This window comes from bacterium, assembly GCA_035945995.1.
In the GTDB taxonomy this organism is placed as follows: Bacteria; Sysuimicrobiota; Sysuimicrobiia; order Sysuimicrobiales; family Segetimicrobiaceae; genus DASSJF01.
The window spans coordinates 1-22,054 of record DASYZR010000078.1 but is presented as its reverse complement, the minus strand read 5'-3'; the positions used below and the strand labels follow the sequence as shown (position 1 = coordinate 22,054).

Annotated in this window: 20 protein-coding genes; 11 read left to right on the top strand and 9 right to left on the bottom strand. The window is 67.8% G+C overall.

The genetic code is table 11. The annotated features are described in order from the left end of the window. The first annotated feature begins 124 nt into the window (after window positions 1-124). The 5 genes from VGZ23_08215 (at window position 125) to VGZ23_08195 (ending at window position 6,584) form a co-directional block, all read left to right on the top strand. Complete coding sequence (locus tag VGZ23_08215) at window positions 125-1,075, top strand: NAD(P)-dependent oxidoreductase (GenBank protein HEV2357579.1); 951 nt, start codon at window positions 125-127, stop codon at window positions 1,073-1,075. Window positions 1,076-1,091: 16 nt separating this feature from the next. Further along, window positions 1,092-3,008: an alkaline phosphatase family protein gene (locus VGZ23_08210; protein HEV2357578.1), complete on the top strand. Its 1,917-nt coding sequence runs from the start codon at window positions 1,092-1,094 to the stop codon at window positions 3,006-3,008. 267 nt (window positions 3,009-3,275) lie between these two features. Then, entirely contained in the window at window positions 3,276-4,685 is a 1,410-nt protein-coding gene (locus tag VGZ23_08205) for an ABC transporter substrate-binding protein (protein ID HEV2357577.1), read from the top strand. A gap of 97 nt (window positions 4,686-4,782) precedes the next feature. Then, the gene (locus tag VGZ23_08200) at window positions 4,783-5,739 is read left to right on the top strand and encodes an ABC transporter permease (GenBank protein ID HEV2357576.1); all 957 of its coding nucleotides are present in this window, start codon (window positions 4,783-4,785) and stop codon (window positions 5,737-5,739) included. Window positions 5,740-5,792: 53 nt separating this feature from the next. Continuing rightward, window positions 5,793-6,584: an ABC transporter permease gene (locus VGZ23_08195; protein HEV2357575.1), complete on the top strand. Its 792-nt coding sequence runs from the start codon at window positions 5,793-5,795 to the stop codon at window positions 6,582-6,584. A gap of 538 nt (window positions 6,585-7,122) precedes the next feature. On the opposite strand, the gene cobA is transcribed toward VGZ23_08195, so the two are convergent. The 3 genes from cobA to VGZ23_08180 all read right to left on the bottom strand — a co-directional run bounded on the left by cobA (window position 7,123) and on the right by VGZ23_08180 (window position 11,335). Next, window positions 7,123-7,965 carry a uroporphyrinogen-III C-methyltransferase gene (gene cobA / locus VGZ23_08190; GenBank protein HEV2357574.1) on the bottom strand — a complete coding sequence of 281 codons (843 nt, stop codon included), beginning with the start codon at window positions 7,963-7,965 and terminating at the stop codon, window positions 7,123-7,125. 104 nt (window positions 7,966-8,069) lie between these two features. Beyond that, window positions 8,070-9,554, bottom strand: coding sequence for a uroporphyrinogen-III synthase (locus tag VGZ23_08185; GenBank protein ID HEV2357573.1), 1,485 nt, complete (start codon window positions 9,552-9,554; stop codon window positions 8,070-8,072). After that, window positions 9,551-11,335 (bottom strand): nitrite/sulfite reductase, encoded by a 1,785-nt coding sequence (locus VGZ23_08180; protein HEV2357572.1) that lies wholly within the window; start codon window positions 11,333-11,335, stop codon window positions 9,551-9,553. Before VGZ23_08180 ends, VGZ23_08185 begins: the two co-directional genes overlap by 4 nt. A 471-nt stretch (window positions 11,336-11,806) precedes the next feature. Between VGZ23_08180 and VGZ23_08175 the strand changes: the two genes are divergently transcribed. Continuing rightward, window positions 11,807-12,880 carry a transposase gene (locus VGZ23_08175; protein ID HEV2357571.1) on the top strand — a complete coding sequence of 358 codons (1,074 nt, stop codon included), beginning with the start codon at window positions 11,807-11,809 and terminating at the stop codon, window positions 12,878-12,880. A gap of 182 nt (window positions 12,881-13,062) precedes the next feature. Next, on the top strand, window positions 13,063-14,127 hold the full coding sequence (locus VGZ23_08170; GenBank protein ID HEV2357570.1) for a hypothetical protein: 1,065 nt from the start codon (window positions 13,063-13,065) through the stop codon (window positions 14,125-14,127). A gap of 25 nt (window positions 14,128-14,152) precedes the next feature. Here the strand turns inward: VGZ23_08170 and VGZ23_08165 are convergent, their stop codons facing one another. The 3 genes from VGZ23_08165 to VGZ23_08155 all read right to left on the bottom strand — a co-directional run bounded on the left by VGZ23_08165 (window position 14,153) and on the right by VGZ23_08155 (window position 16,977). Then, window positions 14,153-14,731 carry a TlpA disulfide reductase family protein gene (locus VGZ23_08165; GenBank protein ID HEV2357569.1) on the bottom strand — a complete coding sequence of 193 codons (579 nt, stop codon included), beginning with the start codon at window positions 14,729-14,731 and terminating at the stop codon, window positions 14,153-14,155. Next, complete coding sequence (locus VGZ23_08160) at window positions 14,728-15,891, bottom strand: GH116 family glycosyl hydrolase (protein ID HEV2357568.1); 1,164 nt, start codon at window positions 15,889-15,891, stop codon at window positions 14,728-14,730. Before VGZ23_08160 ends, VGZ23_08165 begins: the two co-directional genes overlap by 4 nt. Before the next feature lie 324 nt (window positions 15,892-16,215). Next, complete coding sequence (locus VGZ23_08155; GenBank protein ID HEV2357567.1) at window positions 16,216-16,977, bottom strand: DUF881 domain-containing protein; 762 nt, start codon at window positions 16,975-16,977, stop codon at window positions 16,216-16,218. Window positions 16,978-17,182: 205 nt separating this feature from the next. On the opposite strand from VGZ23_08155, the gene groL reads away from it, so the two are divergent. Continuing rightward, window positions 17,183-18,820, top strand: a complete 1,638-nt coding sequence (groL, locus tag VGZ23_08150; protein HEV2357566.1) for a chaperonin GroEL — start codon at window positions 17,183-17,185, stop codon at window positions 18,818-18,820. 98 nt (window positions 18,821-18,918) lie between these two features. Here groL and VGZ23_08145 read toward each other — a convergent pair whose 3' ends face one another. Together VGZ23_08145 and VGZ23_08140 are read right to left on the bottom strand one after the other, a co-directional pair. After that, a complete protein-coding gene (locus tag VGZ23_08145) occupies window positions 18,919-19,128 on the bottom strand; it encodes a hypothetical protein (protein ID HEV2357565.1) in 210 nt (69 codons plus the stop codon). A gap of 44 nt (window positions 19,129-19,172) precedes the next feature. Further along, a complete protein-coding gene (locus VGZ23_08140) occupies window positions 19,173-19,964 on the bottom strand; it encodes an MBL fold metallo-hydrolase (GenBank protein HEV2357564.1) in 792 nt (263 codons plus the stop codon). 184 nt (window positions 19,965-20,148) lie between these two features. On the opposite strand from VGZ23_08140, the gene VGZ23_08135 reads away from it, so the two are divergent. Both VGZ23_08135 and VGZ23_08130 read left to right on the top strand, forming a co-directional pair. Beyond that, a complete protein-coding gene (locus VGZ23_08135) occupies window positions 20,149-20,487 on the top strand; it encodes a cation:proton antiporter (protein HEV2357563.1) in 339 nt (112 codons plus the stop codon). A 44-nt stretch (window positions 20,488-20,531) separates the two neighbouring features. Next, a protein-coding gene (locus VGZ23_08130; GenBank protein HEV2357562.1) for an IS5 family transposase occupies window positions 20,532-21,358 on the top strand; the annotation gives its coding sequence in 2 pieces (ribosomal slippage) (window positions 20,532-20,904 and window positions 20,904-21,358; 828 coding nt in all). A 4-nt stretch (window positions 21,359-21,362) separates the two neighbouring features. Here VGZ23_08130 and VGZ23_08125 read toward each other — a convergent pair. Further along, window positions 21,363-21,758, bottom strand: coding sequence for a hypothetical protein (locus VGZ23_08125; protein HEV2357561.1), 396 nt, complete (start codon window positions 21,756-21,758; stop codon window positions 21,363-21,365). Between the two features lie 98 nt (window positions 21,759-21,856). On the opposite strand from VGZ23_08125, the gene VGZ23_08120 reads away from it, so the two are divergent. Continuing rightward, window positions 21,857-22,054: cation:proton antiporter (locus VGZ23_08120; protein ID HEV2357560.1), on the top strand; the 198-nt coding region annotated here is incomplete at its 3' end.

Here is a 22,054-nt window from a genome sequence, read left to right as displayed (position 1 = left end):
GCTGACGGCCGCGGCAACCGTGGCCATGCTGCCGGTCGTCATTATCGGGCTTGGGGCCCAGAGGCGCATTCTGCAAGGCCTGACGATGGGCGCCGTGAAGTGACCTCGGGTTGGAGGTGAGCCTGTGGATTACCGTGTGGGCTTCATCGGGCTGGGGACGATCGGCTTCCCCATTTGCCGGAACCTCGCCCAATCGGGCGCCGACGTGGCGGCCTATGATGTGAACCCGCGCGCCGACCGGGCGCACGCGCTCGGCGCCGCCGGTGTCCGCATGGCGGCGTCCCTGGAGGACGTTGCCAGGGACCGGAACGTGATCGTGACGGTCCTTCCGGACTCCGCGGCGGTCGAAACAACCCTGCTGAACCCGGAACTTTTCGAGCGCATCGAGCGGGGAACGGTCTGCGTCGAGATGAGCTCCGGTTACCCGACTACGACCATCCGGATCGGACGCAGTCTCGGCGCGCGGGGTGTGTCGATGATCGATGCGCCGATCTGCAACGGCAGCGTCGCAGGCGCGTATGAGCGTCGGATCACACTCTGCGTCGGGGGTGACGCCGCCGTCCTCGAACAGGTCCGGCCGATGCTGGGGCTGATAGCAAAGACCTTCATCCACGTGGGCCCGCTTGGGTCCGGACATGCGGTCAAGATCGTCAACAACGCCATCCTGATGGGATTCAGCGCCCTTGTTGAGGAGGCCATGGCGCTCGGTGTCGCGTACGGGATCGAGGGAGAGAAGCTCACCTCGACCCTGCGCGAGTGCTCGGCGGCCAATGTCCAATTTGACGCCGTGTCTCGAAGGGTGCTTCGCGCCCCGGACGGCGAGGTCGTGTTCCAGCTATATCTTGCCGCCAAGGATCTACGCTACGCGAGCGCGCTCGCGGGTGAGCTGGGCTCGGTCCACCTTGTCGCCGACGCGCTGCACAATCTCTACGAGATCGCGGAGCGCGTCCTTGGGCCGGCGGTTGAAGCGGATACGGCCGCCTGGAATCTGGTGCAGAGGCTTGACGCGCGGCGGCGACGCGGCCGCCGTGATGAACTCCACGCGCCACGCCGCGATGCCCGGCCCGAGGTGTGATGAGGAGGTAAAGTCGATGGCGTCGACGCCGCGGTTGCTGCTAATCGGGATGGACGGAATGAACCTGCCGCTGCTGCGGCGCTTCGCGTCGGAAGGGAGCCTGCCGACCTTCTCGCAGCTCATGGCGGGTGGGTCGACCAACCGGCTGCTCCCGGCCTTGCCCGCCTGGACGCCGAACAACTGGGCCACGATCATCACCGGCACGACCCCGGGGAGCCACCACTTGGGCGGATGGACGCTGCGCCGCAAGACCGATGGATGGGACGCGCCGCGACTGGAGTCATGGGACTCGCGAATCATCGGAGATACCGAGACGATTTGGCACGTCGCCGAGGAAGCCGGGCTGCGGACCCTCGTGCAGTTCTATCCGGTGGCGGTGTGGCCCTCGCCGCTTCGGCGCGGGTACATCGTCGCGCCCGGGTTCCATGACGCGCCATTCGCGATCGCGATGCCGATGCGATACCTGGCGACGCGACAGGAGGACGTTCAGGCGCACATCGAGCAGGTCGGGGCCGTCGCGCGGGAACGGACGACAGACCTTGCGGAGATGGGCGCACCGCCCGGGACGAGCGTCGTGCGGCTGAGGCTTGCCGACGGATGGACGAACGCTCCGGCAGGCGCGCTGGCGGCCGAGCTACCAATCGTCCTCAAGACTGGCGAAACCGAGTCTGCCCACCTGCTCGTCGTTCCCGACGAACAGGGGCGCACGTTCACCCGCGTGGCCGTGTGCGCGGAGCGGAACGGTCTGACCGCTGTCGCCGACCTCACGCCGGGGGCGTGGTCGCGCTTCGTCCACTGCCGCCTCGGCGCGGCGCGCACGGAGGTGGCGATGCGGTATCGCCTCCTGCGGGCCGACCCCGCCGCAGGAACATTGTACCTGTGCCGGACAGAGGCCTACGCTACCCGCGGCTTTGCCCACCCGGACGGCCTGGATGACGAGCTCACGGAAGCCTGCGGGCCCTTCTACGACTGGCCGACCATCGACCCGACGCTCGGCCCGGCGGAGCTCGACACCTTCGCGAGCGACATGCAGTATCAGGGCGAGTGGCAAGTCAAGGCGGCCCGATACCTGCTCGAACGCTGGGGATGGGATCTCCACTTCTCCCACTGGCACCTGTTCGATCACATCAACCACCCGACGGTCAACCCCGCGGACCCGGACGGTCCGAACTACGATGCCAAGCGCGGGGAGTGGATGATCGAGTGTCAGCGCCGCATCTACCAGGTAGCAGACGGCGTCCTTGCTCAGTTCCTCGAGCTGGCGGGCCGCGAGACCCTCGTGTGCGTCACCTCCGATCACGGGATGGCGCCGGCCCACCGGTGGGCCGACGTGCCGGCGCGGTTGGCGGAGGCCGGCCTGCTCGTGTACCGGGGCGGCGGCCGCACGGTCGATTGGCGCCGCTCGGCCGCCTACACTCAGGCCGATCGCGGTTCTGAGGTCTACGTCAACCTTCGTGGCCGGGAGCCGGAGGGTATCGTGGCGCCGGAGGAATACGAGCGAGTGCAAGAGGCGATCGTGGACGCGCTGCTCGGCTGGCGCGACCCGGGCACGGGGAAACGGCCCGTTGCGGTCGCGCTCAAGATCCAGGACGCGCAGATCATCGGGTACTGGAACAGCGACGACAACGGTGATGTCGTGCTGACGTTCAACCGGGGCTACGGCTGGGGGCCGCCCCTCGACGGGCGGACCGCGGGGCCCGGGAAAGAAGCGCTCCACGGCTCGCAGATCCCGACGTCGGAGACGACGCACTTCACTAACTTGGCGTGCTTCATTCTTGCGGGGCCAGGCATCAGGGTGGGCTACGAGCGAGACTGGCGGCGCTACGGCCTGATGCGCATGGTCGATCTCGCGCCGACGCTCGCGCATCTCCTCGGCCTGCGGCCGCCGCGGCACTCGACCGGTGCGGTGTTGACGGATCTCTTCGAGCGGTGACGGGCGGGCGCACCACTCCTGGATGACGGCACGTCAGGCAAATCTTCGCCACGAGGTGACGCGATGAAAAGGAGACGGAACGGCACGATGCTGCAGTCGGGCCATGCTCCTCGCGGGGTCACCCGGAGAGAGTTGCTGCGGCGTACCGGTACCGCCGCGGGCGCGGCAGTCCTTTCCAGCTCGCGAGGGTGGTTCGCCGGAGTGCTGTCCCCGGCTACCGCGCGCGCCGCCTCGGCAACCGCGCCGAGGGGCGGCGGTACGCTCAAGATGGGCCGCCCCACGGACGTGGCGAACTTCGATCCATTTTACGTTGTCGAGGACAACTTCTCTATGGAGCGCACGCTCTACGACAGCCTGGCGCGCTACGATCCCCACGGCAGGCTGATCCCCCAGCTGGCGGAGTCGTGGGAACCCTCCAAAGACGGCCTGAGCCTCCGGGTGACGCTGCGGAATGGCGCCGTCTTTCACAGCGGGCGCGAGGTACGCGCGTCCGATGTTGCCTTCAGCGTGCGGCACGCTCAGGAGAAGAGGGCCGGCTCACAGCTGCGGGTCCTGTACAACTTGGTCACGGACGTGGAGACGTCCGACGAGCGCACGGCCGTGCTCCGTTTTCGCCGCCCGTACCCCGCGATGCACGACCTCCTCGAGCTGACCTACGTGCTCGATGAGCAGGTGGCGACCGACCTCAAGGCAAAGCCGGCGGGCTCGGGCCCGTTCATGGTGGAGAGCTGGCAGCCGGGCAACGAGTTGGTGCTCAAGCGCAACCCGCACCACTGGGACGCTCCCCGTCCCTATCTCGACGGGGTGATTCAGCGCGCGATCCCCGACGCGCAAAGCTTGGTCGCCGCGTTGCAGGCCGGAGACGTCGACCTGATCTGGAACTACCCGCTGCCCTTCTACACCCAGCTCAAGCGCGACTCGCGGTTCCGGGTCGACAGCGGTATTACCGGTGCCAACTACTACGACGTGACATTGAACGTCACGCGGGCGCCGCTCACGGACAAGCTGGTCCGACAAGCCATCAACCACGCGATCGACCGGAAGCAGTTCGTCGAGACCGTACTGTACGGCGCCGTCACCCCGACGCAGGTCCCGTTTCCATCGTACTCGATCGCGTACTTCCGTGAACTCGCCGACCGCTATCCGTACGATCTCGACAAGGCGCAGGCCTTGCTCGCCAAGGCCGGCGTCTCCAGCGTATCCTTCAGCGCTGTTGCAAGCGCCCAGGTTCTGCCGGGCTTCGTGCCGCTGGCAGAGATCATGCAGGCCTCGTTGAAGAAGATCGGGATCACCATGACGATCATGAACCTCGAGGCGGCGCGTTACTGGGATCTCGACCACTCCTCGAACTTCCAGATGCTCATGCACAATTACGGCCGGGCGAACCTGGACCCCGATACAACCCTGGGGACGACCGTGGCGTGGCGCCCAGGCACCAACATCGGGAAGTTTTCAGACCCGAAGTACGCCCAGCTCGTCACCCAGGCCGGATCAGCCACGAACCCGACGGTACGCAAGACGCTCTACCGGAAGATCGTAGAAATAATCCTCGACGAGTGCTGGGATCTGCCGATTGCCGCCGTACCGTCGCCCTGGGCGATGGCCCAACGGGTCAAGGGGTTCGCCTACGACCGCTCCGGGTACGCCATCCTGGCCGGCACGTCGCTTAGAGGTTAGCCGCCACGCAGCGGGCAATGGCCTTGGGGTGCTCCCCCGGGGGCACCGGCCGGCACCGTGATGGCGTGGACTGGACCGAGACGCCGGAGAGGCGGCCGTGTCACGGTACCTGATCGGACGTCTGGGGCAGATGTTGGCAGTGCTCGTGCTGACGTCCATGGCGCTCTTTCTGCTCATCCGCCTCCTGCCGGGCGATCCCGCCCTCGTCTACGCGGGGGAGAACGCAACCGACTCGGTCCTCGCGGCGATCCGGCGCGAGATGGGGTTTGATCGTCCGTTGCCGATGCAGTACGCGATCTGGACCGGGCACGTCCTCGGCGGCGATCTCGGGCGCTCGTTTGTCAGCGATTATCCGGTGACGGGCCTGCTCGCCCAGCGGCTACCGGCGACGATGGCGCTCACCGCCGCCGCGCTCGTCCTCGCGGTCGCCGTCAGCATCCCCATGGGCACGCTCGCGGCGCTTCGGCGGGGGTCGCCCGCGGACTATCTCGTCACCGGCCTGACCGGCCTGGGGCTCGCGGTGCCGACGTTTTGGCTTGGATTCATGCTGATCCTCATCTTCGCGATCATGCTCCACTGGCTGCCGTCGTCCGGGACGACTGGGCTTCTCCGGCCGGGCGCGTATTTCTCGCACCTCGTGCTGCCGGCGGTCACACTCGCAGTACCGCAGGGCTGTGCGCTCGCTCGGTTCGTGAAATCGGCTCTCCTTGATATCCTGAACCGCGACTACGTGCGCACGGCCAAGGCGAAAGGCGTGCCCGGCGTGCGCCTCCTGCTACGCCACGAACTGCGGAACGCGCTGGTGAGCATCGCGACGGTCATCGGGCTCAACATTGGCCGCCTGCTCGGCGGCGCCGTTATTATCGAATCGGTATTTGCGTGGCCGGGCGTCGACCGGTTGCTGCTCGAGGCTATTCTCAACCGGGACTACGCAGTCGTACAAGGCGCGTTGCTCGTCTTCATCCTCCTCTTCATGGCTGTCAACCTGATCACCGACCTGTTGTACGCGGTCATCGATCCGCGCATCCGGTTGGGTGGGGGCGCGGCGGTGTGATCGCGCGCGAACGGCGAACGCGCAGGATCCTGGGGCGATGGGGCCGCAGTCCGATGGCCGCGGCCGGGATTCTGATGATCGTCTTCCTTCTCGCATTCGTGCTGGGCGCACCCCTGGTGTGGCGGCTCGACCCGACAGCGATTCATCGTGGTCTCATGCTCGCGCCGCCAAGCCACAGATTCCCCTTCGGGACCGATGAGCTCGGCCGCGACCTTCTCGCACGCGTGGTCGCCGGCGCCCGCATTTCGCTTCTGGTCGGCAGTACCGCGGCCTTACTTGGAGGCGTCTTCGGTGTGGCCTCCGGCCTGTTGGCCGGCTACTTCGGGCACACCCTGGATGCCGTGGTGATGCGGACATGGGACGCGTTGCTGGCGTTTCCCGGTGCGCTCCTGGGAATCGCTGCCGCGACGGCGATCGGCGCCGGCCTGAGCAGCGTGGTGATCGCCGGTGCCCTAACCGGCCTGCCGTTCTTCTCGCGCCTCGTCCGCGCCGACACGCTTGTGGAAAAAGAGCGCGAGTACGTGATGGCGGCGAGGAGTCTCGGCGCGGGGCATTTGTGGGTGCTCGTGCGGCACCTACTGCCGAATACGCTGGCGCCCGCCCTTGTGCAGGCGTCAAACTTGGTGGGGCAGGCCATCCTGCTGGAGGCCGCTCTGTCCTTTCTCGGGCTCGGGATTCAGCCGCCGGAACCGTCGCTCGGAACGATGCTATATGAGGCCCGAACCTATCTCGGCGTGGCGCCCTGGTACTCGATCTCCCCCGGCGTCATGCTCGTCATTCTGGTGGTGGCGGTCAACTTTCTGGCGGACGGGCTCCACGAGCTGATGTTGCCGGGTCGCGGGTGATGAAGCCGGCGAGGCGATTCGGACTCCTGACCCGCGCAATGGTAATGCGACTTCGGGAGACCTGCCAGAGCCAGCGCAGTCCCGGCGATCCAAAATTTGAATGAAAATCGGGACTCCTGGACCGACGATGATCTACCGAGACAGCCGACGGTGCCGAGCGTGCCCCAACGGTGGCCAAGGCGACCGGGAACCGGCCGTGTCGCCTCCAGCCAAACGAACTCGGCGGCGCTGCAGCGCTCTACGGGCCAGCCGGCATGTGGTGGCGCTCCGACGCTTCCCGCCAAGGTGAGATGCTCGCGCGCCGCCGCGAGGTCATTGGCCTCGAGGGCGAGCAACGCCAGTGCGCAGCGCACGACCTTCCTTCTTCACACCAGCGTAGGCCCTCGAAGAGGCGGAGGCTCTCCATGAACGCGGCGCGGGCGTGCGCCGTTGGGACACATGGACTTGCTGGAATCTGCCGCCAACTATCATTTGCGGCTATGCTTTTCGTGAAAACCAGGCGCAATAGACAGGCACCCGACAAGTGAACACCGGACGACTACCGCCGTTCGGTGACTGAGACCGTGGAACTTGCACGCGAGCGTGCGGGGTTCCGCCGGGCACGACGTCCGGTGCCGATCCTGCTGCAGCTCTCCTTGCTCGCTCCGGCGTCAGCGGCGAACGAAGGATACCAACCCAGGATCTCCGCGAGAGGCACCGTTTCACCGACGATCAGGACGGAGGGAGGCTCAAGCGACGCCGCAGCCGCAGCAGCCGCGATGTCCGACAGCGTCCCGGTCACGACACGCTGCTGCGGCGTGGCGCCGCGGTTCACGACCGCGGCGGGCGTCGAGGGCGGCGCGCCGCCCGCCATCAGCTGGCGGGCGATCCGGGACAACGTCCGATGCGCCATCAGCACGACCACGACCGGAATCCGCGCCAGGGCCCCCCAGTCGAGATCACTCGCTCCGGCGCACTCATGCCCGGTAACGACCGCAAACGCGGAGCCGAGGCGCCGGTGGGTGACCGGGATCCCCGCGTACGCCGGGACACCGATCGCCGACGAGATGCCGGGCACGATCTCGAACGGCACGCCGGCGGCCCGGAGTGCTTCGGCTTCCTCCGCGCCGCGGCCAAACACGAATGGGTCGCCGCCCTTGAGCCGCGCGACCCTGAGGCCGCGCCGTGCGCGGTCGATGAGGAGCGCGTTGATCTCCGCCTGCGGGGTGCCGTGCCCGGCTCCCTTCCCGACGAAGATCCGTTCGACGCTCACGGAGGGTTCGTCAAGCAGCGCCGGGTGCACGAGGCGATCGTAGACGACGACGTCGGACCGGCGCAGGAGGCGCCGCCCGCGCACCGTGATGAGCTCCGGATCACCGGGGCCCGCGCCCACGATGTACACGACCCCGCCTGACCCCGGCTCCGCGGGGCGGGACGGCGCGGGGCGAACGGCCCTCGGTGCGGTCGAAGGCTCCATTGCGTACCGATGCGTCGCCGCGGCTACGCTCACGGCGTCCCGACCGCGGCGTCGACGACCTCGCGGGCACGCCGCCGGGCCTCCTCGACGTTCCCCAGCCGGATCGGCCCCAGCAACTCGGCGTCGACCAGGCGGTACCAGAGCGCCGTGCGCCGAGACGGGTCGGGCTCGCGTGCCGCGATCTCTTCCCGCAGCCCGCCTAGCAAGTCCAAGAGCGCGGCGTATCCCGGGCCGATCTCGGCGGCAATCCGGTCGCGCAACCGCACCGCGAGCGCCGGACTGCGGCCGGCGGTGGAGATCGCCACTGTGAGCGCCCCCTGCCGGTGGATCGCAGGAGCGATGAAGTGGCAGAACGGCGCATCGTCCACCGCGTTCAGCAGCACGTGTTCAGCTTCAGCCTCGTCCCAGACGGCACGGTGCGCCGCCGCGTCGCCGTCGGCGGCAATGGCCAGAAACGCGCCGGCGAGATCGCCCCGGACGTAGGCGCGTTCACGGATCGTGATCCGGCGGGCGGCCGCGAGGCCGGCCAGTCCGGGCGTTACGGTCGGCGCGATCAACGTGACGTTCGCTCCGCAGTCCAGCAGGCCGCGGACCTTCCCCTCGGCCGCGGGGCCGCCCCCGAGCACCACGCACGGCCGGCCGCGGAGATCGAGAAATGCAGGATAGCATGGCCCCGCGTCTTGCCGCGCGGCCCGCGTAAAGTGCTCTGCGAGCGCCGCTACGACGGGCGCCATCTTCGTCTGCGCCGGTTCCACAGTGACCCGCACGCCGCGCTCTTCGAGCGCGCGGCGGCTGACCGGACCAACGGCGGCAACGGCCACCGACGTGTTCAAAGCCCCGCGCAGCGCGTCGGTCTTCCCGAGGGACTCCGCGACGGCGAAGAGGTGCACGACCTGGGGTCGGCTGGTGATCAGCAGCGCATCGACTCGGCCGCTCACGAGATCAAGGATGGCCTGTGTGAGCGGACCGGGGTCCGCCGGCGGCGTCCATCGGTACGGGAGGGCATCCACGGGGAGCGCCCCTCGCCCGCGCAGGAAGGCGCCGAGCGTGTCGTTGAGCTGACCGTAATGCTGCACGAACACTCTCGCCCCGCCGAGTTCTCGCGCGGCGAGCGCGGTGCACAACTCCGTCGTCGTGTGCGGGACCGACGCGGTGACGGCCGCGCGCACCTGCCAGCGGCCCAGGACCGCGGCCGGCTTTGGACCCCGGACCGCGATCGGCCGGCGGCGCAGTTCGGCGACGAACGCCTCGTCCAGACCGAGGGTCTGAGCCTGACGGTACAGGTGCTCGACGCCGCTCCCCGTCTGGAACACGATCAGGTCCGTGGCCCCGCAGCACAGCTGTTCGAGCGGTCCGCGCACGTCTTCCGGATCAGCCGTGGCTTCCACGACGGCCGGCACGGAAACCACGTCCCCTCCCCCGCGCTGCACCAAGCCGGCCAGGACCGCCGGCAGCCGCGCCTCGAGGATCAGGATGCGCCGGCCGCGCAGCCCAGACGATGTGTCGGTCCTCACACCGCGCACTCCCCTTCGCCTCGCTCCACGCGGTACAATATGACCTGATCCCAATCCCGGTAGAACTCCGGATGCTCGGGGTCGAACGCCGGGACCGCGCTCCACGGCGCCGCCGCCTGCTCGAACGGCTCGCGCCCGACCCGGTCCACGAAGGCCGGGAACGGTTCATCCGGCTGCCGCTGCTCCTTGTAGACTGTGAGGAACGCGTGCACCACGTCCGGCACCGCCTTCGTGGGCACCCGGGTCTTGAGCCGGACCCCGTAGCGCACCTCTCCGCCCTCGAACCGGCCGCCGATGAGCACCTCGAACGCCGGCACCTGACGCCCCCCATCGCCCTTGACCGCGGCGCCGTGGAAGCCGATGTCCGCGATGTGGTGCTGGCCGCACCCGTTGGGGCAGCCGCTGATCTTGATGTGCAGCCGGTCGATGAGTGGATCCTCGAACAGCTCCGGGTGGCTGTGCAGCATGCCGCGGATGGCCCGCCCGAGCCCCATCGAGGACGTGATCCCGAGTTTGCATGAGTCGGTGCCCGGACAGGCGGTGACATCGGTGAGGCGGTGCGCCCCACCCTCGCCCAACCCGATCTGCTCGAGCGCGGCCCACACGTCGTGCAGCGATCCCCCCGGGATCCATCGCAGGACCAGTTTTTGATTCTGGGTCACGCGGAGGGTGCCGCTCCCATGGCGCCGGGCGATCTCGGCCAGCGGCGAAAACTGCTCGACCTGCACGTCGCCGAGCGGCAGGGTCACGGTCGCCGCATAGTAGCCGTCCTGCGTCTGCGCCGTCACGTTCGTCTGGATCCACCGGCGGAAGCCGACCGAACCGTTGGGCGGGACGGCGGGTGAAGGCGGCAGTCCGGGCGCGTCCGCGTAGTCCGGATCTGCCGGAAGATAGGCCGCCAGGTCGATCGGCTTCTGGGCCCAGGGCTCGTGCAGTTCCTGTTCGACCAGCTCCCGGAATTTGTCGATGCCCATCCGGTGGACCAGGATCTTGATCCGCGCGCGCATCCGGTTCTTGCGCAGTTCGTCCGACCGATTGAAGACCCGCAGCACGGCCTCCGCCAGTCGAAGGTACGCGCCGTCGTCAACCGTCACAAACGGATAGAGCTCTTGTGCGAGCTTCGGCTCGATGGACGTACCGCCGCCGACCACGATCTTCACCCCGCGCACGGGCGTCCCGTGCTCGTAGCGGATCCGCCCCACGTGTCCCATGTCATGGATACCGGTGATCGCGTGGTCCTCCACGCAGCCGGTGAAGGCCACCTTGAACTTCCGCGGCAAGTTCTGGAAGAGGTCGCGACGGATCAGATACCGGACGAACGCCGCGCCGTACGGCGTGGCGTCGAAGACCTCGTCGGGGCAGACCCCGGCCAGGGGGCATCCGACCACGTTGCGCACCGTGTTCCCGCACGCTTCACGGGTCGTCAGGCCCACGGTGCCGAGGAGTCGCAGCACATCAGCCGCCCGGTCCAGGGGCACGTGGTGCACCTGCAGATTTTCCCGGGTCGTGAAGTGCCCTTTGCGCAAGGGGGCGTACGCCTCGACCACGCGGCCCAGGACGTCCATCTGATCCGCGGTCAGCACCCCGAGCGGGATCTTGATCCGGATCATCTGGCGGTCGGCCTGCCGTTGGCCGTAGACGCCTCGCCGCAGGCGGTAGGTTTGAAACTCCGCCTCGGACTCCTCGCCCCTGTGGACGCGGCCGACCTTTTCCTCGAACTCGGCGGCTTCCTCGGGTAGGTACTGCACGATGCTGCTCCCGGACCGTTCCGATATCGTCACCACACACCTCCATGTTCCCTGGGCAGTCATGAGTCCGGCCGGGGGTGGACCCCCGGATCTCCCGGCGAAGCCGGACAGACCGCGACATGCCCGCCGCGCGCGCGCGACGCCAGCCCGGCGCGCGCGTACGTCGGCCTTGAACACCGGCCTTACATATGGGGGCTGCGGAGGAAGCCTGGCGGAATTACACGGTTCCGGGCGCAGGCACAGGCTGCCTCCGCCACGGACAGATGCAGGTCAACCGACGAGGATGTCCATCAACCATCTTGGGGCAAAGTCTACGGAGGTCGCGAATATTTGTCAAGACTCCGAAGTGCCTCAAAATTATCGACACCGAAGAGCGAACCGTTGCCTCAAAATGCCGGTCACCGGCGCCCAGGAGGCAACGTGGGTCCTCTCAGTGTCCGCGAATACGCCGCATCTCTTCGTCCGCGTTATCACCTGGCCTCACGCCGGGACAAGAGTGGGCTCTTGGATGAGTTCTGCCGGGTCACCAAACGGGATCGCAAAGTCGCCATGCGCCTGCTGCGGCACCCGCTGAAACGAGCGCGCCGTCGGGCCGGCCGCCCCCACGAGTACCTGAGCACCTTGCGGCCCGCGTTGGAGCAGGTGTGGGAAGCCAGCGACTACCTCTGCTCCAAGCGCTTGGCGCCTTTTCTCCCGGAACTGATCGAGACCCTGGAGCGGCACGACGAGGTGACGCTCTCGGCTGAGCGGCGCACCGCCCTCCTGCGCATCAGTCCCGCCACGATCGATCGGCTCTTGCGCCCCGTCCGCCGGCAGTACCGCCGCCGCGGCCTCGTGACGACCAGCCCGAGCCTCGCTGCGCTGCGGACCCAAGTCCCGCTGCGCACCTTCGGGGAGTGGACCAATGTGCCCCCCGGTCACGTGCAGGCGGATCTGCTCGCGCACTGTGGGGACAGCACGCACGGCTTCTACCTCACCTCGCTGCTCGCCATCGACGTCGCCACCGGCTGGACCGAGCTGCAGGCCGTGTGGGGCAAGGGCCACCACCGCGTCGGCACCGCCGTCCATCTCGCCCGCCACGCCCTGCCGATGCCCTTGCTCAGCCTGCATACCGACAACGGCAGCGAGTTCCTCAACCATATCGTGGTGCCGTGGTGTCGCGACCAGGGCATCCCCTTTACCCGCGGCCGCCCCTATCGCAAGAACGATCAGGCCTATGTCGAGCAGCGCAACGGCTCCGTGCTCCGCCGGTACATCGGGTACGATCGCTACAGCACCCGCCCGGCGTTCGCCGCGCTGAAGGACGTGCACGAGCTGCTCCGACTCTACGTGAATTTCTTTCAGCCCGTCCGCAAATTGGTCTCCAAAGAGCGCCACGGTGCCCGCGTCGTCAAGCGGTACGATCGTGCGCAGACGCCCTACCGCCGACTGTTGGCTAGCGGCGTCCTCCCCCCGGAGCGGAGCTCCGCCCTCGCCGCCCAGTTTCAGCAGCTCAATCCCGTCCGGTTGCGCGCGGATCTTCAAACCCGCCTCGACGCCCTCTGGAAACTCGCCGACGGCAGGAGGGCCGACACATGAGCCTCGTCAGGGCGAGACGGCGACGCATCCACGCGCGGCGGCCGTGGGCAGGGCAAAGACCAGGGCATCAAGGACGGATGCTGGGTGACCACCATTATGAGGCATCACCCCCTACTTCGGTGACCAGGACTTTTGAGGCATCACGGAATCAACCGCGGCCCATCGTGTGCTATCGTGTGCCCATGGTGCCGAACAGAGGTCCCCTCCGCCAACCCGCCGGGTCCCTCGCCGTTCCGATCCTCGCCGCGCTCCTGCTCTTGGGGCCCGGCGCCGGCCCAGGCGGCGTTCTCGTCGCCTCGCGAGCGGCGGGCGCGCCGCCCGGGGTCAACGGACCGGTGTTGTCCGGCAACATCCTGATCGCCGACGCCGGCAACGACCGCATCATCGAGGTCACACCGGACAAGCGCATCGTCTGGGAATTCCCGCGGCCGGGCGACCTCCGGCCCGGGCAGTCGTTCCACGACCCCGACGATGCGTTCTACACGCCCGCCGGGCGAACCATCATCACCAACGAGGAAGACAACCACACGATCACGATTATCGACTACCGGACCCGGCACGTCGTCTGGCAGTACGGCCATCCCGGAAAGCCCGGGTCCGCGGACGGCTACCTCAACACTCCGGACGACGCCTACCAGTTGCCCGATGGCAGCATCGTCGTCGCGGACATCAAGAACTGCCGGATCCTTCTCTTCGATCCGCCGCCCGCCCACCGGATCCGGCGCCAGTACGGCGTAACCCGCGACTGCCGCGCATCGACCAAAGTGCCGGGGCACTTTCTTTACCCCAACGGGGACACGCCGCTGCCCAACGGCAACATCCTCGTCACGGAGATCGGTACGCAATCCGCGTCCGAACTCGATCTGGCGACGGGCCGGCTCCTCTATCATGTGCCGCTGCCGGTCGCCTATCCGTCGGACACGCAGCTCACCCGCACCGGCGAGTATCTTGTCGTGGACTACAGCCGGCCCGGCAAGATCGTGATCGTGAGGAGGGACGGCCACCTCGTCTGGTCCGACGCGCCGGCCCGCGGTCCCGGACGGTTGGACCACCCGTCGCTCGCGCTCGAACTCCCATCCGGGGATCTCCTGCTGAACGACGACTACAACCACCGGGTGATCGTCGTCGCGAGGAAGGACAAACGGATCCTGTGGCAGTACGGCGAGACCGGACGCCCGGGACGCACGCGTGGCCTGCTTCGTGAACCGGACGGCGTGGACACCAAGCCGCCGACCTTCGCCCCGTAGGGCGGGTACCGCGCCTGCGGCGTGCCTAGGGGACGGGCCGGCGGCCGGCCAGGAGCGCGTCCGCGGCGCGCCGCCACACCGCCGGGTCCAGCTGCTCCCCGGGAAACTTTCCTTCGATGCGGCCCTGCGCGTCGACGAAAAACGTCTCCGGCACGCCAGTCGTTCCGAACAACCGCCCGATGCTGCCGTCGGGGTCGCGCAGGTTGAGATATGTCAGGCCGTACCGCGCGAGAAAGGCGCGCGCGGGCGCTTCCAGGTCCTGCGTATCGATGCCGACGACGACGAGACCCCGATCCCGGTAGTCGCGCGCCAATCCCTCGAGGAGCGGTGCCTCTTCACGGCACGGCGCGCACCACGACGCCCAGAAGTTCAGGACCGTCGCGTGCCCCCGGAAGTCGCGCAGAGCGACGCCGCGCGCCGCCGGTCCGCCCGTGGTGAGCGCCGGCAGCGTGACGGCGGGCACGGGCGGTGTTTCGCCTCGGGCGAGCGCCGCGCCGATGGCCACCGCGCGGTCGCGGTGGATGGACGCCGCGGCCAGCAAGGCCAGGAGTGCTGTGACCGGCAGCAGCAGGCCGGCCCAGACCGCCCAGCGCCGGCCGGTCACGGCGCCAGCTCCAGCGCGCGCAGCACGTACACGTACATAGCCGCGTTCCACGCGAACGGCACTTCGGATGAGTAGAATCGGCGGGAGACCGGCATCCCGCCCGGCATGTAGACTTCGTTCACGGCGCCATACCGAACATACCAGTCCCCGATCTCCGCAAGATCCCTGACCGCCGCCGTCCGATCGCCGAGCCGCGCCTTGTTGAGCGCGTTGAGCGTCCCCAGCCAGGGCCAGATGAGCGTCCGGTGGTAGTCGGCGATGCCGGCCAGATAGTACATCGGGTACACCTGCCACCACGGGTAGACGGGGTCGCAGGTGCGAAGCGGCGTCGCGGCATCGAGTCCCCGCGAAGCGATATACGCAAGGATGTGCCGGGCCTGTTCCTCGGTGGCCGCCCCGAAGAAGATCGCCGCGACGTTGCCGTCCGCGGAGAACCGGCCGTGACGGCGGCCGTGCACCCAGTCGGCAAAGTAGTCGCCGTTCCAGAACGTCTCGTGCAGCCGCGCCCGAGCCGCCTCGGCCGCCGCGGCCGCCCGGGCCGCCGCCCCCTCCTCGCCCGTCGCGCGGGCAAGTGCCACGAACGCCCGCAACCCGGCGTAGTACGTCACGTTGACGTTGGCGACTTGAGGGCGTTTCATGATCGAATCCATCCAATCGGCGAGGTAGTGCGTCTCCAGGAGTCCGTCCCCGTCCCGATCTTGCGTTCGCAGCCAGCCGAGCGCGCGGTCCGCCGCCGGCAGGAGCCGCGCGCACCATGCCCGGTCGCCGGTCACGGTAAGATATTCGTTGAGGGCCACGACAAACAGGGCCGCCGTATCCACGGGATCGTGAAAGAGCCCGCCGGCCCGGCCGACGACCTTGGGACGATTGCGCAGCGTATTGTATCCAGTCAGATGATGGCCCACAAATTCGACGCGGACCGGCAGGCTGCCGGAGGGGGATTGGAATCCGGCAAACATGTCGAGCTCGGCGCGCGCCTGTGCGGCGTCACCGAGGGCCAGCGCGCCGAACACGGCCCAGAGGCCGTCACGCGCCCAGTAGGCGTTGAACTTGAGGCGGCCCGCGACGATTCCGTCCGGGTTGTAGCAGGCCCGCAGATCACGGACAGCGATGCGATACGCGCGGTGCAGGGTGTCGAGTCGGTCTCCGGAGTAGGCCACAGCGTTCCCCGGGGTGTGGTCGTTCAGCACCGCGTGACGCCAACCCTCTCCTGCTCACAGGGTGACAGATTCACTGACCCGTTCAGGGGTGACAGAATCATTGAGCTATTACACTTGATCTAACGCAACTTGACAGCGGCATCCGCCCATGCTATGGTTTGCTCCCGTCTCGATGAGAGCGGCCCGCAAGGCTCGGACGCGGTTCAAGAGTAGATGCGGCCCGGCCCAAGGGTGGGCTTGTCTCTAGGACGGGGATATCGGCGGCTGCGACAGCCAAGGGCGAGCGTGCACTCGCACTCGGCGGCGGCCGCCGATCGTTTTTTGCTAAGGCGGACCGGCGGGACGCGCGTAGCGGTAGTGGAGCGGCCGCTGTGAGACGGGCACGCCGAGATCGGCGGACCGGCCCAGCCGTACGGTGAGCCCGACCCCCTCGAGCCCGTCCACGATCCCGCCGGGCACGAGCAGGGCTCCCTCCAGTGTGGCCGGATCGCCGATGGCGACGATCTTGAACGGGTCGTGCAGCACCCTGTTGCGAACTCGCACCCCCGCCGGGTCGTCCGAAAAGCCCTCGACCGCCAGGATGCGAACTCCGTTCACCGCGACGGCCTCGGCGCCGGCGGCCCATAACTCGTTGACGACGGCCGACACGTCGAGCGCCTGAGGCGTCACCGCCCGTTTCGGCGACGCCGACAGCGTGACGGCGAGGCCCGGGCCGTGCACCGGCTGGCGCCCCATCACGAGCAGCAGGTCTGCGACCTCGCGGCGCATCTCGTCCGTAAGACTCGCCCCGTTCGTTTCCGCCGCATGGTAGTCGTCGAGTTTTTGACGCAGCGCCGCGAGCTCGTCGCGCAGGCCGCGGTCGACCTCCTGCTGCCGGCGGAGCAGCACGCTCAGATCTTCGAGGCGCCTCGACGGCAGCGCGGCCCCCGCCCGCAGCGCCTGGTTCGCGCGCACCTGGAAGACGAAGAGAAAGCCAACGAGCAGGAGGAGCAGCGCCACACCATACTGCGACTGTCCGCGTACCACGTCATATCCCCCGTCGCGGCGGGCGGCGCCCCGAGCCGCAACCAGAGGTTTGACGGGCATGGCGGGCAGCCCTTCGACGCCGTCCATCGATGAGATAACGAGAGAAAGACAGCGTAATTGTGCGATTTGGCGACCTAAAGGCGGGAAATTCGGATTTTCTTCGATCGTATGTTCTTGCCATGCCGCCGCCGTCGGTGAACAATAGAGACGGTTAGCACTTGCGCCCTGTGAGTGCTAAATCATTCCGCGATGGGAGGCTGCCGGTATGCCCGCAAAGTTGCTGTTGTATGACGAGGACGCGCGCAAGGCGCTCGAGCGCGGCGTCGAGAAGGTCGCCAGCGCCGTGCGCGTGACGCTCGGTCCGAAAGGCCGCAACGTCGTCCTCGAGAAAAAGTGGGGCTCGCCCACGATTACCAAAGACGGCGTGACCGTGGCGAAGGAAATCGAGCTCGAGGACCCCTACGAGAACATGGGGGCGCAGCTCGTCAAGGAGGTCGCGAGCAAGACGAACGACGCGGCCGGGGATGGCACGACGACGGCCACCGTGCTCGCGCACGCCATCGTCAAGGAAGGGCTCAAGAACGTCGCCGCCGGCGCGAACCCGATGATCCTCAAGCGGGGCATCGATAAGGCGGTCGAGGGCCTCGTGGCCGAGTTGAAAAAGATCAGCACGCCGCTCGAAGGCAAGGAGCACATCGCGCACGTCGCGAGCATCGCCGGCAACGACCCCGAGATCGGGCAGATCATCGCCGAAGCCATGGACAAGGTCGGCAAGGACGGCGTGATCACGATCGAGGAATCCAAGGGCATCGAGACGACCGTCGAAGTGGTCGAAGGGATGCAGTTCGACCGCGGCTACATCTCCCCGTACATGATCACCGACGCCGAGAAGATGGAGGCGGTCCTCGAGGACCCCTACATTCTCATCACGGAAAAGAAGATCAGCGCCGTCAAAGACATGGTCCCGGTCATGGAAAAGGTGATGCGCTTCGGCAAGCCGCTCGTCGTGATCGCGGAGGATGTCGAGGGCGAGGCGCTGGCCACCCTGGTCGTGAACAAGCTGCGCGGCATCCTGCCCTGCGTCGCCGTGAAGGCGCCGGGCTACGGGGACCGGCGCAAGGCGATGCTGGGCGACATGGCGGTCCTGACCGGGGGCCGGGTCGTGAGCGAAGACATCGGCATCAAGCTCGAAAACGTCGAGCCCGAGATGCTCGGGCGCGCCGCCAAGGTGCGGGTGGCGAAGGAAGAGACCACGGTCATCGAAGGCAAGGGGGCGCGCAAGGACATTCAGGGCCGCATCGCCCAGATCAAGAAAGAGATCGAGACCACCACCTCGGACTACGACCGCGAGAAGCTCCAGGAGCGGCTGGCGAAACTCGCCGGCGGCGTCGCGCAGATCAAGGTCGGCGCGGCGACGGAGACCGAGCTCAAGGAAAAGAAGCACCGCTTCGAGGACGCGCTCAGCACCAGCAAGGCCGCCGTCGAGGAGGGCATCGTACCGGGCGGCGGGACCGCCCTGCTCAACATCGTGAAGGCCCTCGACAAGATCGACGCCGACGACGGCGACGAGAAGATCGGCGTGTCCATCCTTCGCCGGGCGATCGACGAGCCGGCGAAGTGGCTCGCGGCGAACGCCGGCGTCGAAGGCGCGGTGGTCGTTGAGCGCATCCGGAGCGGGAAGCCGGGCATCGGCTACAACGTGGCCACCGGCGAGTTTGAGGACATGGTGAAGGCGGGCATCGTCGACGCGACGAAGGTGACGCGGCTCGCGCTGCAGAACGCGGCGAGCGTCGCCAGCCTCTTGCTGACGACCGAAGCGCTCGTCGTCGAGAAGCGCGAAAAGAAGAGGGCCCCGGCGGGCGCTCCGGGCGGCGGGTATAACCCCGAAGACATGGACATGTAGTTTCCGCACGCCGCCGCCGGCTCCGCCGGCGGCACGCAACGTGACGCGGCCGGGGCCACCGCCCCGGCCGCGTCACGTCACCGCGTCGTTCCGCGGCCCTACGCCAGGTCCACCGTCTCGGCCCGCACCATCCGGCCCATCTGTTGGTTCGCGCGTCCCGCGACCAGCACGACGAGCGTCCCGTACCGGCCGTCGATCACGTCCACGACCGCCGGGGCGTCCAGGCCCGGCACGCGGACCTTGTCGCCCTTCCGGATCGGCCGGCCCTGCCGGTCGGTCACGCCGTGCTCCACGGTCGGCACCGCCATGTCCTCTCCCTCCCCGCCGCTTCGTTCGTCCGCCGGCCGCGCGGCTACGGACGGTGGTACCGGTTCTCCTCCCGCTGCACCCGTCCCTCTCGAACCAGTTTCAACAGGTGGGCCCGCACCGTGCTCTCGGCGGCCGGGTGCAGCACCGGATCGAGCTCGCTGTAGATCACGCCGACGATCTCCCCCGGCGTGCGGGCGCCGCCCGTCAACGCGTCCAGGACCTGCCGCTCGCGCATCCGGCGGTGCGCGAGGTATTCCTCGATGCGCGCGCCGGGATCCTCAATCAACGGCCCGTGCCCAGGGGCGATCACCGCCAGATCGAGCCGCCCGACGCGCTCGAGGGACGCGAGGTAGTCCGCAAGCGCGTCCTCGCGCGCCTGCAGCACCACGGTGCCCGAGCCGAGGATGAGGTCTCCGGAGAACAGCACCCGTTCCGCGGGCCAATGAAAGACAACGTGATCGGCCGCGTGGCCCGGCGTGTGCAGGGCGCGGAGCGCGAGCCCGCCTTCATCGATGGTCTCGCCGTCCGCGAGCGGCCTGTCCCCGAACGCCCAACGCCGAATCGGCACCCGGCCGCCCAGGGCCAGCGATCCCGCCGCGCCGAGATGATCCCCGTGGCTGTGCGTCACCAGGATCAGCGCGAGTTCGCCGCCGCCGGCGCGTACCGCGTCGAGCACCGCGCTGACGTGCGCCGGGTCGTCCGGGCCGGGGTCGACGACGACGACCAGACGCCGCCCGAGGAGATACGTATTCGTCCCCTCGAGCGTGTAGGGCGATGAGTTGGGAGCCGTGATCGTGCGGAACGGCGCCTCGGGCGGCGTGGGCGGCGAGACCATCGACAGCACCGGATTCGGATCGCACCCATCGCATCCCTGCCGCGCAGGCAGACCCGCGCCGCCGCGCGAATGATGGGATCGCCGTGTCCAACTTGGATCTCGCCTTGGGCTGCATGGCCACCGCCGCGCTCGTGTCGACCATCGCGGTCCGCGTGCGCGTTCCGTACACATCACCCTCGTCGTCGTGGGCCTGGCCGCGGGGGCGCTGCGCATCGTTCCGGCGGGGGTCATCGCGCTCGTCCGCGAGGCCAAGCTCGACGAGCGCCTCGGCACGGTGCTCGAGGGCGAGGCGGTCGTCAACGACGCCGTGGCGATCGTCCTGTTTGGCCTGGCCGGCGCCACCGCGCCCGGCGTGGGCGCCGCCGTGGCGGGGTTCGTCTGGTTGCTCGCCGGCGGCGCCGTCGCGGGCGCCCTGGTCGGAACGGCCGTCGCCTACGCGCTCCGGGGGGTCACCGAACCCGTGGTCGAAGCGATCGGCAGCTTAGAACCTATCCCAAAACCCATGGTAAGGCAGTATACTTAGCGTGACCAATGATCGCACTCTCATCGCAGCAGAGGTCGACGCCTATGACAACGCGGCATCGGTCGAAGCGACGATTACGCACGATCTGGCGCATCCCCGACGATCTCTGGGCCCAACTCCAGCCGCTCCTGCCTCCGGAAAAGCCGCCCGGGACCAATGGGCGTCCGGTTGTCCCCTTCCGCCAAGTCATGGACGGCATCCTGTACGTGCTTCGCACCGGCTGCCAGTGGAAGGCCTTGCCCCAGGAATATGGGTCCGGCTCCACGTGCCATCGCCGCTTCCAGGCGTGGGTCGAGGCCGGCATCTTCGAACGGCTGTGGGCGAAGCTGCTGACCCGGTACGACGAGCTCCGAAGTATCCAGTGGCGCTGGCAATCGCTCGACAGCGTCACGGTCAAGGCGCCGTTGGGGGGGCGCAAACAGGCCCCAATCCGACGGATCGCGGCAAGCTCGGCACGAAACGGCACACGCTGACCGATCAGCGCGGCGCCCCGCTCGCAGTCGTCGTAACCGGTGCCAACTGCCATGACATGAAGGCGGCGAGGATCACATTGGACAGCCTTGCCGTCCGGCGCCCCCGACCGACGCTCGACAACCCTCAGCACCTGTGCCTTGACAAGGGGTACGACTACCCGGAGATCGAGGCCGCGGTGCGGAAGCGGCATTACACTCTCCACCTCCGTCACCGCGGCGAGTGCGTCCCGCGACGTCGGCGGCATCCAGCGCGTCGTTGGGTCGTTGAGCGCACAGGCGCGTGGCATAATCGATTCCGCAAGCTGTTAATCCGCTTCGAGAAGCGCGTCAGCAACTATCTAGGGTTGGTCCATTTGGCGTGCTGCCTAATCGTCTACCGACTAGCGATCCTGGGATAGACCGTCAGATGCGCCGAGGGTCATGAGACGCCGCCGCCTTCCTGTAAGCCGCTAAGCGCCGCTGTCGTTTGGGCCACTGACGAGTGATTCGTTCCTGGTTTTCTCTCTGCTGTCGGTCCAGCGTGCTCATCTTCCTATACAGGTAGATACCCCAGGCAGGAAAGATCAAAAACCCCCAGACGATTAGTTCGGGTTCGATCATGACTGCGCCCATAAAGAGGGGCAGAATCAAGAAACTGAGCAACACCCGGCGAGGCGGATTTTGCCGCGCGACCCAATAAAAGAAGATGATAACGGGAAGCGAGGATACCAACACACCGGGATCGATGCGGATGTGCCCCACAATGCCGGCGGGATCCAAATAATATTCCCGTACGCGCTCCCACGTCTCGGGATTCATTACCAGGACTCCGATTAAGGCTCAGATTTGGGTGGAAGACGTAATCGATTTAGTAATGAAAGTTTAACATGCCAGGCAGGTTTTGGGATAGGCTCTTAGTGGCGGCGGCCGCGGCGTACGTCGCGGCCGAGGCGATGCGCGCGAGCGGCGTCATCGGCGTGGTCGCCGCGGGCGTTGCGTTCGCCGGACTCGCCGGACGCAGCCTTACTCCCGCGGGACAGGAGACCGTGCGCGTCGTGTGGGACGTGGTCGCCTTCCTCGCCAACTCCGCGCTGTTCTTGCTGGTCGGCCTGCTG